This is a genomic window from Abyssisolibacter fermentans (genome assembly GCF_001559865.1).
Lineage (GTDB): Bacteria > Bacillota > Clostridia > Tissierellales > MCWD3 > Abyssisolibacter > Abyssisolibacter fermentans.
In genome coordinates this window covers 18,179-31,353 of the sequence record NZ_LOHE01000119.1, presented here as the reverse complement: position 1 = coordinate 31,353, position 13,175 = coordinate 18,179, and the positions used below count along the sequence as shown (strand labels likewise).

Sequence of the window (13,175 nt, the reverse complement as noted above, 5' to 3'; positions counted from 1 at the left end):
TTCCACTTCTAATTCAGCTTCTAGCATTTCTTGAAGTGCATCTTTAAACATATCCTTTAGATAGCTATGAAGATCTCCTGCTGTTTTCAAATTACCTTGTGTAATCATTTCTCTTAATACTTCTTTTGGTAAAGTACTCATAAAAAAACGCTCCCTTCTGGTTATATTTTGATTATTGCCAGATTAGAGCGTTTTATTTCTAAAAGCACAGATTAATTTATATTACCTCCAAATAACTTTTCTTAGAAAACTTTAGACTAGTTAAAAACATAAAACGTTAGGGACTATTCCCACCAAACCATACCTTCTTTATATTATTAATCTCAATGCAATTTTATCCTGAAAATTCACCTATACATTACAATAACTAAATATTATTCTTTAGTTTTCTATACTTTCCATTATTTTAAATATTTCATCTTCCGTTAGGCTTGATACAATTTTTATAATCCAAAGCTGATCATCTATATAACAATAAGTATAATAACAATTGTCTTCTTTTAGATATTTTTTTCCATTATGCTCAATGATCTCTGTTTTTGAATAAGAAATCTCACTATCTATAATAGAAGTCATTTTACCTTTTTTTATGAATATATCTAATTGGGGATACTCATTAAACTTATTTTTTATTGAACCTTTATACCTAAGATTAAAATTATCAAATTTACTAAACCGTTCATATTCTTTGTAATAATAATCCTTATCTAAAAGTTTTGCCTCTGTGAATAATTTCTCTAAATATTCCCTATAGGTCATTTCCTTTTGGTACGGCTTATAAAAATTTTCGTAACTATAAAAAATACATGCTTGATCAAAAGTATATTCTTTAGAAATATATTTAGGGAAAGGGCTATTTATAGGAATTTTATTTTTAATACTTTTAATAGTATAATGAAATTCCATACTATTTAATATATCAAAATATACAAAAGATTTTAGCCCTTTAACAGGTATAAACAGAGCAACCTTATCATTAGGTATTTTATCTTTAAGTAATTTAGTTATATTTTCAAATTCTTCTGCTACTACTTCCCTTTGTTGTGATTTAAGCATACATTTATCGTAATTATCCCTATCACTCATAACACCAAGTTGAATAACAATATTTCCATTGCCATCTGTTAAAGTAGCTTTAATGTCTCCGTTATGTTCTTTAACAAAATCTTTATGTTCTGGTATATACCCAAAAGTAAATGCTACCATAGTCACTGAAATCAATAAAAGTATGGTAACAAAGACTATTTTGTTATATATGAATCTTTGATTACTTGTACTTGATCTTCTTATATTTTTTAATATTATATTTTTCTTATCTTCATAGTAAACTTCTTCTGTCTTTAAATATTTTTCAACATCATCAAAAGACTGAAACTTCTTCATTATCATACCTCTCCCTCCCTTTATTAAGCTTCCTTTCAATTTTTGTTTTTGCTCTTTGAAATTGTTTTCTTAATGCTGGTTCTTTTTTATTCAAAATTTCAGCTATTTCCTTATAAGACAGTTGATTTACACTTTTAAGTAAAAACACACTCCTTTCATAACTGGTTAGGGTATTCAAGATAGTCTCTAGCTCATAACTATATTTGTCCTTTGATACTAAATTCTCAACTAAAGCTTCATGTGTTTTTTCTTTATATTCCTTAAGAAACATACTCTTTCTTTTTTCCTTTCTTAGTTGATCAATACATTTATTATGAGCTATTGTATATAAATAGCTATGATTATATTGCTTTTTATTAGATAACTGAAAGAATTTAATGAAAACCTCTTGAGTAATATCTTCCGCTGTTTCTTTACACCGCACCATTTGATAACTATATTTATAAATTCTAAATTGGAATTCATTAACAATTTCTTCAATATTATTTGATTTCATAACAAAACACCTCCTTTTTTCTAAATGACACTATTTTTAGCGTTCACTTATATAACGAATCGGAGTACAATAATGTGACGTATCTCGTAAATATTTTAACATTTTAGTTATATATTTTCATCTTAGAAGATAAATATACTCATAAAAGCACCTGTTGTTAACCATTAACAGGTGCTTTTATGTAGTTAGTTTGTTAATTTAAGATTAATAAACATATTGTAAATGTCATTGGTTTATTAGTGTCTGTCTTAAAATAATTATATAAATGTTTCATTTTTTATTTTTCTGCAAATACTATTAAAAAGAGAGGTGGATAATTTGGCAAGAAAAAAAACAATAATTGAACCTGAGGCAGATCTTATTTATAACAATAACTATGATATGGAAATTAGTCACACTTTAGATCTTTATATGACACCAAATATTGATTTGATAAAATTATCTCCGAGTGATAATTCAATTAGTCACCCTGGAAATATGTCAGTAAGAAAAATAGAAGTAAATGGAGAGAAAACATTGATAAATACCAGACAAGATGATCCAAATCCTTAAAGTATGTATTATCCTTAAAGGGGCGATTCAAAAAGTATTTTCACAGCCCCTTTTTATAATTATTTCAATTTATAGATAAGTTTTTTAAACGTTTTAGTATATTCTTCTCCTCTGCTAATTGATAATCTCTACTGTTATTAACTAAAAGAATAAAATTTTCTCATAGTATAATTTTAAAAAAGAAAAAGTAACTATTTCGTTTGATAGAAACAATTATAATAGAACCAAAATAGTAGGATATGCTCATTTATTGACCAAAAATGTAAAATATCAGAAGATTTATATAGTGATTATTATGCTGGTATGAGCGACTGAAAAATTTTTCAAAGCTTCAAGTGGATAATTACACTTAATAAATGTTTAAACCTACTCCATAAAGCCTACGTTTAGACGCACCAAAAATTAAAAATATATTACCTATCCAAACTCCACAAATAAAATACTACCTAACTATTATTTATTTAACCTTTTCATTTAAATAATTGTTTCAATCTATCAGATACTTCATTTTTATATAAACTACCATACATATGTACCATTTCCTTGCATTTTAAGTCAATATGAACACATATTATACTTTTAGAATCATTAAATCCATGATGATAATTATTTATAACTATTTGCATAATGTATTTGTCTTCTACTATAGCTTGTTTATCATCTTCATTCTCTAGCACCATTAATTCAATATCCTCAGGCGTAATTACTAATTCTGAACGTATATTGAGTTCATCTAAAATTCTATTCGTATTTGTATCTTCTCTAAAAACCCCTATTCTCAACATATCTTCTTTATTATTGCATAACTTTATATTACATAATCTATAATATTCCTTGTTTATATCTTTATTCTTCTCAAAATTTCTAACTGCATTTATAATTTTATCAATTTCATCCTTTTTAGTTATTTTTACTACTTCTTTCTTTTGGCACGCTGACAGTTCTAAATGTGTTACATCTTCGTTCTTAACATCATTTATACTCTCTACAGCTTTCTTAGAATTAAAAATATTACCTTTTATACAAATAACTATAGTTATAACTAATATTGAACTTATTAGTATTACATTTTTTTTTGTATTCATCTTTCTTACCTCCTTCAAGCTCTAATAATTTTCGTAATATTTTTTAGCACGTTTATATACGGTTTCTTCTAACTTCTCATAGTCTCGAAATTTATTTTTATTTTCTAGAGCTTCTTTAGTAAACCATTTTTTTATAGTCTTACCATAATCCACACCATCAGGCGGCATTTTATAATCTGTTATAATTACTTCATTATCTGTTTTTTCTGCTATCAATACTAGTTCTGTTAATAATCCCTGATCATCTCTTATTTCATTACCTATTCTGTAAAATTCTTTTATTACAACCGAAAGATATATCTCATTTCCTTTCGCACCAAAAATAACATATGAACATAAAATTTTCCCTCCATTTCTAGGCTGTCGAATTTCATTATCTAAATAATCTTGTACAGTTTCATGTAATTTTTCATCTATAGCTATAGTATTTTTTATTTCATATTTATCCTTTATATATTTAATAGCTATAATCAAAATTACTGCTAATATTATTAATATTATGTGCCTTTTAATGTTCATATTACTTACCTCCTCTACATTAAACACATAAAAATTTAATTTCACCTACGAATTTTGTGATATACAAAACTCGTAGGTGTTAAATCTTATAATTAGTTTTTATAACACTTCTAATAATTTTCTTTTATTCTTATAATTTTAACTATACTATCTCCTCCCCAAGCATCCTTTGCTCTTTTAGCTACATCTTCTAGAGTATCTTTTTCGTAATGATTTGTATGTGATGCTAAAGCAGGTATTATACTATCATAATCACTATTGTATATATAACATGATATTATTGTTATATGTTTTACAGTATCCCAAAACCATCCATTTTCAATAAAAACAACAGGATCCCCTGCATGTGAATTTTCCATACTATAAACCATAGCACTTTCATTTGTATCTAGTAAATCATCAACTTCATAATTGTCAGTATCATAACAATTATCAGACCAATAGCTATCAAATTCCTTTGCACTTATCCATGGACTAGGATCAGCTAATGACCAATCTTCATCTAACTCTTCTATGTTTTCTGGAGTTTTATTTGGATTACTAACTTTAGCTTTGATATACCAATCACCTGACGAAGGATTATCCATTGGCAGTCCTCCTTCATGTAAGCACTGAGAAACAAAATTTGCACAATCACTGAGGTTATCAGAACTTAAATAAGGATACTTATCTGAACCATCTTGATTGTCATAATTATCCTTAGCATATGTTGTTGCACTATAACGACTATAATCATCTAAATCACTTGAGCTGATAGATTTAATACTTAAACTTTTGCTTTTATTTATTTTTTGTAATTCATTATATTGTTTTTTTATCTCTTCTTCTCCAACTTGTAATGCACAATCATCTAGATATTCATCAAATGTAGCTTTTTCCTTTTTATCTAGTTTTTGAGATTTTTTAGTGTCATTTAATATTTCAAATATCCTATACATAACCTTATTTGCAATCTTTTCATCTTTTTTTACCGTAAGTAACCTTCCCTACTATAACACTATTATCAACTTCTTCTGTCATAGGTACTACATATTTACTTAATTCTTTAATCGTTGGATATTTAAATATATCTACCAGCTCTATTTTATATTTGCATTTTTTTACGCAAGCCATCATTTGTATTGCTTTTATTGAATCTCCACCCAAGTAGAAGAAATCATCATTAATTCCAAAGTCTTTGATACCTAAAACACTCGACCAAATTTCAAATAATTTTGTCTGTATATCATTTGTAGGTCTTTGAATCAATTCTGTATCTAACTCAAGCTTAGGTTCTGGTAATGCCTTTAAATCAATTTTACCGTGACTTGTTAGCGGTATACTCTCAATCTGGACTATTTTTGCAGGAATCATGTATTGAGGAAGTTCCATAGATAGATATTCTCTAATATCACTTGAAACCTCTTCATTATCACTAACAACATAAGCACATAGGAATTTATTATTATTTTCATCTGCTTTGTCAATTACAAGTGCTTGATTTACTAATTTACTTTGCATCAGCTTTACTTCGATTTCTCTTGGTTCAATTCTATGTCCTCTTATTTTTACTTGGTAATCTATTCTACCCAAAAACTCAATATTTCCATTTTCATTCCATCTACCAACATCTCCGGATTTATATATTATTCCCCCGTCCTCAAATGGATTGCTTATAAATTTTTCTTGAGTTAAATCAGGTTGATTTAAATAACCACTAGCTAGTCCTTCGCCAGCTATGCATATTTCCCCTGGTATCCCTATTGGCTGCATATTCTTATTTTTATCTAATATATATATTCGCATGTTGTTAAAAGGCTTTCCTATAGGAATAATATTACCTTCAACATTTGTTTTGTTGAGTGAATATCTAGTAGCATATATAGTTGATTCAGTAGGTCCATATATATTTTCTAATTTCACATTTTCAAATTTTTTATAGAAATTATCAACTATATCTTTTGTAAGTGCTTCTCCTGCTACAAATACATATTTAAGCTTATCAATAATATCTGTATTATATTCGATTACATTATTTGTAAACACTTTGAACATTGATGGTACAAAGTTAATATGAGTGATATTATATTCGTCTATAGCTCTCAATATTCCTTCTGGATCTTTCTCTAATCCATTCTCAAGTATTACTAGTTTCCCTTCACCGAAAAACCACCCAAAGATTTCTGTTATAAAAACATCAAATGTGAACGTAGTTTTTAATAAGAAAGAATCTGTTTTTGATAATGGATAATCTTCATTTAAAGCTTCTAAAATATTAACTACACTAAAATGTCTGATTAAAACACCTTTTGGTTTTCCAGTTGACCCAGAAGTGTATATAATATAAGCCAAACTATTAGCATTGTTCATGTCTTTTAAGTTATTAGCATCTCCATTATATAAATCTTTATCGTCTATATTTATTATTTTATATTTCTTCTTTAAATCATTTATTAAACCTATTAAAGCTTTTGTGTTTATGTTTATAATTGTTTTTTCTTGATTATTAACCAAAGCTCCTTGTGTTAATAATATCTTGATATCACTATCTTCTATAAAATATTTTATCCTGTCTATAGGATGCTCAGGATTTATTGGTAAAAAAGCACCTCCAGCTTTAATTATTCCTAATATACCTATTACCATCTCTAGCGAACGAGTTACCATTATTCCAACAATATTTCCTTTTTTTAATCCAGATTTGACTAACAACCTTGCAAGTTGATTAGCTTTATGATTTAATTCACTATATGTTAATTTCTCTTCTCCATATATTACAGCTATTTGATTAGGTTTTTTCATTACCTTTTCTTCAAATATTTCATTGATTGTTTTATATTTTGAATACGCAGCGCTTGTATTGTTAAAACTCATCAATAAATTACGCTCACTAAGAGATAACAAATCTATTTTTGATATTTCTATTTGTGGATTCTCTGTAATTACGTTTAATATATTAATAAAGTGTTCAGATAACCTTTTTATGGTTTCTTTTTTATATAATTTGGTGCAGTATTCAAAATGCAATTTAATGTTATTGTCCATATCTATAGCTTCAAGCAATAAATCAAATTTAGTAGATTTATTATTGAAGTTCATTGGTTTAAACTTAACATTGTCGATTTTCTTTTCCAAAGATATTGCATTTTGAAACACAAACATAACATTAAATAGGGGATTTCTGCTTAAATCTCTACTAATATTTAATTTGCTTATAAGCTCTTCAAAAGGAAAATCTTGATATTCAAAAGCTTTTATTGTTTTTTCTTTAACATCTCTTAAAAAATCGTAAAAAGATTTATTACAGCAAGGAAAATTTCTTAACGCTAAAGTGTTGACAAACATACCAATAATATTTTCCAGATCAATATGACCTCTACCAGCAACTGGTGTACCGACTACAATATCTTCTTGTCCTGAATATTTTGAAAGCAAAACATTAAAAGCACTTAATAAAATAATAAAACTAGTAGAATCAGTATCAACTGCAAGCTTTCTGATTTTTTGTGTTAAATCCTTATCTATATCAATAGTTATTTTATCTCCTTCAAAGCTTTGTAATTTCGGTCTTGTATAATCAGTAGGAAGATTTAATACAGGAATCTCATCACTAAACTTATTTATCCAATATTCTTCTTGCTTTTTAATTAATTTTGACTTGAATAAGTTATTTTGCCATATTGTATAATCTTTATATTGTAACCTTAACTCAGGAAGCTTTTCGTTTTCATATAGTCTAAAAAATTCATTTGTTATAATACCTACCGACAACCCATCTGAGATAATATGATGCATATCAATCATTAATACATGTTTTTCCTGTGATATCTTAATTAACCCAACTCTAATTAATGGTGCTTTACTTAAATCAAATGGTCTAATATATTGACATATTATATCCTTTGAATTTTTTTCATTTGCTATAAAATAATCTATTTCAAACTCTATTTCATCTTTAATAGTCTGTACTACACAATCTTCAATATCCACAAAGGACGTTCTTAATGATTCATGTCTGTTAATGAGCTTAACAAATGCATTATTTAGTCTTTCTTTTTCTAATTTACCTTCTATGGTCATTATATTTGTTATATTATAGCTAACATTGTTCTTATCTAATTCCTGCAATGTATACATTCTGTTTTGTGCTGCTGAGAGTGGATAATAATCTGCTTTCTTTGCTTTTTCTATTCTATTAAATACGCTCTTTTCTAGTTTTTGTATATTTTTTGCAGTCTGCTGTACTATTGGAGCTTTAAATAGCTCTCCTAATGGAAAATTCACATTAAATTCTTTGTGTATCTTTGCTATTAATTTTATCGCCTTTAATGATTGTCCTCCTAGTTCAAAGAAATTATCCTTTATACCTACTGTTTCTAATCCTAAGACTTCTTTGTATATTTCTACTAGTTTCTCTTCTGTTTCATTTGATGGCTTAACATACTCTGTCCTTATTACTTTATTTGCTTGTGGTTTCGGTAATGAATGTCTGTCTATTTTCCCATTTGGTGTTAATGGTAAACTTTCCATATTTAATATATATGGAGGTACCATATATTCAGGCAATTCTTTTAATAAATATTCTCTTATTTGTGTTGAGTTTATATCTTTATCACCTACTATATATGCACATAAGCTCTTTTCTCCTACTTCTTCTCTTGCTACTGCTACTGCTTCTTTTATACTTTCATGCTTTAATAATTCATTTTCTATTTCTCCTAATTCTATTCTATAGCCATTTATCTTTACTTGGTTATCTATCCTTCCATAAAATTCTATATTCCCATCTTCTAGCCATCTTGCTAAATCTCCTGTTTTGTACATTTTTTCTCCTAGTTTAAATGGGTTATCTATAAATTTTTGCTCCGTTAATTCTTTTCTGTTTATATAGCCCCTTGCTACTCCAGCTCCTGATATATATAATTCTCCTAATACTCCTATAGGTTGTATATTTTTATCCTCATCTAATACATAAAAGCTTATGTTTTGTAGTGGCTTTCCTATTGGTACTCTTGTTATTTTATTAATTTCTTCTGTTTTTACCTCATAAAAGCTTGAGTCTATTGTCGCTTCTGTAACTCCATAACTGTTTATTATTTTCATATCTTGTCCAAATCTCACACTGATTTTTCTAAACTCTTCTACCGAGCAAACATCTGAACCAAATATAAGTAGTTTTAGTTCACTAATATCTAAACCATTTTCATATACAAAATCCATTAATGGTATTATCAATGCTGGTGTCGCTTCAAATATATTTATCTCATATTTCTTTATTAATTTATATATATCTATAGGATTTATTCTCTCATATTTTGAGGTAACAACCATCTTACCCCCATTTAATAGCGTTCTTGCTAAGTCTCCTGCAAATACATCAAATGAAAAACTAGCCATCTGTAGTAAATTTACTTTGTGCTTGTCTAATTCATAATCTTTTTTCCAGCCATATGATATGTTTACCACGTTTTTATGCTCTACCATTACACCTTTTGGTTTTCCTGTGCTACCTGATGTATATATCACATATATCAAATCTTTTGAGTTATTTATATTTAACAGATTGCTATTATCTTCTTGTAATATTTTCTTATCTTTTATATCTATAATTTCACCACTAACTACTAATTCTTTTTCTGTTAACAATATATTTACATCACTATCATCTAGTATATATTTTTTTCTGTCTTGAGGATATTCTGGGTCTATTGGTAAATATACTCCTCCTGCTTTCATTATACCTAGTATACCTATTATCATCTCTATAGATCTTTCCACCATTATTCCTACTACTACTTCCTGTTTTACTCCTTTGTTTCTTAACATCCTAGCTAATTGATTTGCTCTTTCATTTAATTCTTTGTATGTTAATTTTTCATCCTTATATACTACCGCTATGCTGTTTGGTGTTTCTTTTACTTGTTTTTCGAACAATTCATGAAATGTCATATCATGTGGATACTCTTGTTTTGTATTATTAAAATCTAATAGTATTTCTTTTTTTTCTTCTTGAGTAATCATATCTATCTGTGATATTTTCTTTTGTGGGTTTTTTAATATATCATTTATTATATTAATTAAGTGTTTTGAAATTCTCTTAATTGTTTCTTCTTTATAAAGCCTTGTACTATACTCAAAGTGCAGTTTTAGCTGATTATTTTTTCTATCTTCATATACATAAAGTGTTATGTCATACTTTGAAGTAGTTTTTCCTATATTATATTGCTCAAACCTAAAATCCGATAATTGGACAACTTCATGTTCAAAATTTTGTAATATTAACATTACGTCAAATAGAACATTTCTACTTTCTTCTTTCTTAATATTTAAATTGTCAATTAATTCTTCTATGGGATAGTCTTGATTTTCAAAGCCTTTTACCACTTTTGTATTCATGCCTTTTAAATAATCTTTAAATGTCATCTCTTTTTGGAGATTACATCTGTATGCTATATTCTTTATGAATGCTCCCATAATATTTTGAAGGTCTTCACTAGTTCTTCCTGCCGTTACCGTTCCAATAACTAAGTCATTTTGTCCTGAATACTTTGATAGTGTTATACTATATATTGCTAAAAGTACTGTAAATAGCGTTGTTTTGTTTTCGTATGCAAACTGCTCTATTCGCTTTGAAAGTTCTTTGTTTAACACATATTCATAAACAGTACCTTCATAGCTTTGTTTATTTGGTCTGTTATAGTCTGTTGGCATGTTTAAAACAGGTATTTCTCCTTTAAATTCATCTAGCCAATACTCTTTCATATTTTGTACAGCTTTACTTTGTAAATGCTCTTTTTCCCATACTGCATAATCCTTGTACTGTATATTTAGTGGTGTTAATTCTCTTCCCTCATATAAATCAATTAGCTCACTTACAAATTTTGACACAGATACGCCATCTGACACTATATGATGTATATCTATAATTAAAATTGTTTTACTATCACTTATTTCAATTAAACCTACTCTTATTAAAGGTGCGTAACTTAAATTAAATGGTCTTATATAATCCTTAATTATTTTGTCTATTCTTTTTTCGTCAGCTTCATAATAATCAACATTAAATTCTATGTTTTTGTGAACTCTTTGAACAATTTCTCCTTCTATTATTTCAAATGAAGTTCTAAAGGCTTCATGTCTTTTCACTAATTTTTTTATTATATTTTCAAATTTATCTTTGTTAAATTCACCTTCTATCTCTAATATGTTTGGTATATTATAGCTGACTCCAACACCTTCATACTGCTCTAATATAAATATTCTTTTTTGTGTTGAGGATACTGGGTAATATTCTTTTTCCTCAGCTGGTAATATTGAACTCTTTTTTGATATCTCTGCTATCTTTATATAATCACTAATCTCTTTTATTGTAGGATTACTAAGTATTTTTTTTAACGGTAATTCTTTATTAAATTCTTTATTAATTCTTGCAACAAGATTAGTAGCTTTTAATGAATGTCCTCCTAATAAAAAGAATTCATCATTTATGCTTATATCATCTACTTTTAATATATCCTCGCAAATCTCTATTAATTTTGCATCAATATCATCTCTAGGCTTTTCGTATTGCACCCCCGTTTTCATATTAGCATCTAAACTTAATAGCTTTCTTCTATCTATTTTCCCATTAGTTGTCATAGGCATTTGATCTAGCTGTACATAGAATTGTGGTATCATATAATCTGGTAATTCTTTTGATAAATAATGTCTTAAGTCTTTTACCGTTAAACCTTTATCGCCTACAATATAACCATATAAATCTTTATTACCTTTCAAATCATCTTTTGCTAATATAATAGCTTCATTTACTTTTTTATACTTTAATAGTGAATTTTCTATCTCAGAAATATCAATCCTAATACCTCTGATTTTTACTTGGTTATCTTTTCTCCCCATAATTTCGATATTACCATCTGTTAAAATTTTACCTATGTCTCCAGTTTTATATATTATATCGTTTGGATTTTTGCTAAATGGATTTTTAATAAAAACTTCTCTATTTAATTCTTTATTACAATATCCAGAAGTTATAAATGGTGTACGTATATAAACTTCACCAGCAACATTTTGCTGACATATATTCAGATAATCATCTAATATCATAACTTGAGTACTATCTATAGGTTTTCCTACAGGTATATTTTTTTTAGTTACATCATTATCATTTATTGTATGAAAGAGTTTTATCATAGTTGTTTCTGTTGTTCCATATAGATTTACTAAACTAATTTTATTTTTATATGAATTCATAAATTTCTTGACATCATTGCCCCTAACCATTTCTCCAGACAATAATATATACTTTAAACTATTTAATACATTATTATCATCAATCACATTAGCTATTCTTCTAAATAATGAAGGAACTGTATGAATAAGAGTAATTTGTTTTTTTTCAATCCATTTTATTAGTTCTAGTTCATTTAGAATTATACTATCATCATGTGGTATACAAATTGTACCACCACAACATAGTGGAACAAAAATATCTCTTAAAACAGCATCAAATGTAGGTGCTGTTAATTGACTAACTCTAAATTTATCGTCTATATTGAATTCTTTGATTTCCCATTCTATAAAATGAACTAAACTTCTATGTCTACCTATTATTCCTTTTGGCTTTCCAGTAGATCCTGATGTAAAGAAAATATAGCAATCTTTGTTGATTATATTTGGGGATACTTTGAATTCTTTAGATACATCTCCATTAATAAAATGAATATTTAAATATTTATATTTATTTACATCAACATTTTCATTGTCCATTAAAATTACATTCATTATACCGTTTCTTATCTTCATGATATTATTAAGTTTATCCAGCCATTTTGTGTGCGTTACGACCCAATTTGATTTAGTATCATCAATAATAAATCCGTATCTTTTTAAAGGAAGATACGGGCTTATTGGAATGAAAATTCCATCTATTTTCAAAATGCCTAACAGTGATTCAATTAGATTAGGACATCTATCCATCATTATTAGTATTCTTTTATCTTTTTCATTGATAACTTCATTAAAAAAATTAGCAAGTTGATTTGATTTTTGATCTAAACTTAAATAAGTGAGACTTTCGTTTCCATATTCAATAGCATTTTTATATGGCATATTTATAGCTATTTTTCTAAATTTACTTGGTAAACTATTAAACTTCATTTTTA

Annotated in this window: 7 protein-coding genes; 1 reads left to right on the top strand and 6 read right to left on the bottom strand. The window is 27.1% G+C overall.

Translation table 11 applies throughout. The features are described from left to right. Positions 1–381 precede the first annotated feature (381 nt). Positions 382–1,389: a hypothetical protein gene (locus AYC61_RS20460; RefSeq protein ID WP_066507744.1), complete on the bottom strand. Its 1,008-nt coding sequence runs from the start codon at positions 1,387–1,389 to the stop codon at positions 382–384. Next, the gene (locus AYC61_RS20455) at positions 1,361–1,879 is read right to left on the bottom strand and encodes an RNA polymerase sigma factor (RefSeq protein ID WP_066507737.1); all 519 of its coding nucleotides are present in this window, start codon (positions 1,877–1,879) and stop codon (positions 1,361–1,363) included. The genes AYC61_RS20460 and AYC61_RS20455 overlap by 29 nt, the downstream gene beginning before the upstream one ends. Positions 1,880–2,197: 318 nt before the next feature. Here AYC61_RS20455 and AYC61_RS20450 point away from each other — a divergent pair, with 318 nt between their 5' ends. After that, a complete protein-coding gene (locus AYC61_RS20450; protein WP_066507735.1) occupies positions 2,198–2,431 on the top strand; it encodes a hypothetical protein in 234 nt (77 codons plus the stop codon). A 470-nt stretch (positions 2,432–2,901) separates the two neighbouring features. On the opposite strand, the gene AYC61_RS20445 is transcribed toward AYC61_RS20450, so the two are convergent. The 4 genes from AYC61_RS20445 to AYC61_RS20430 all read right to left on the bottom strand — a co-directional run bounded on the left by AYC61_RS20445 (position 2,902) and on the right by AYC61_RS20430 (position 13,170). Next, the gene (locus tag AYC61_RS20445) at positions 2,902–3,516 is read right to left on the bottom strand and encodes a hypothetical protein (protein WP_066507728.1); all 615 of its coding nucleotides are present in this window, start codon (positions 3,514–3,516) and stop codon (positions 2,902–2,904) included. A 21-nt stretch (positions 3,517–3,537) separates the two neighbouring features. After that, entirely contained in the window at positions 3,538–4,035 is a 498-nt protein-coding gene (locus tag AYC61_RS20440; RefSeq protein ID WP_066507716.1) for a hypothetical protein, read from the bottom strand. Between the two features lie 110 nt (positions 4,036–4,145). Next, a complete protein-coding gene (locus AYC61_RS20435) occupies positions 4,146–4,973 on the bottom strand; it encodes an amidase domain-containing protein (RefSeq protein ID WP_066507713.1) in 828 nt (275 codons plus the stop codon). Positions 4,974–4,992: 19 nt separating this feature from the next. Beyond that, positions 4,993–13,170 (bottom strand): non-ribosomal peptide synthetase, encoded by an 8,178-nt coding sequence (locus tag AYC61_RS20430; RefSeq protein WP_066507710.1) that lies wholly within the window; start codon positions 13,168–13,170, stop codon positions 4,993–4,995. Positions 13,171–13,175: the final 5 nt, after the last annotated feature.

Bases quoted from the DNA above. Each gene is read 5' to 3' on its own strand.
- AYC61_RS20435 (WP_066507713.1), bottom strand. From the start codon at position 4,973: ATGTATAGGATATTTGAAATATTAAATGACACTAAAAAATCTCAAAAA.
- AYC61_RS20445 (WP_066507728.1), bottom strand. From the start codon at position 3,516: ATGAATACAAAAAAAAATGTAATACTAATAAGTTCAATATTAGTTATA.
- AYC61_RS20430 (WP_066507710.1), bottom strand. From the start codon at position 13,170: ATGAAGTTTAATAGTTTACCAAGTAAATTTAGAAAAATAGCTATAAAT.
- AYC61_RS20460 (WP_066507744.1), bottom strand. From the start codon at position 1,389: ATGATAATGAAGAAGTTTCAGTCTTTTGATGATGTTGAAAAATATTTA.
- AYC61_RS20440 (WP_066507716.1), bottom strand. From the start codon at position 4,035: ATGAACATTAAAAGGCACATAATATTAATAATATTAGCAGTAATTTTG.
- AYC61_RS20455 (WP_066507737.1), bottom strand. From the start codon at position 1,879: ATGAAATCAAATAATATTGAAGAAATTGTTAATGAATTCCAATTTAGA.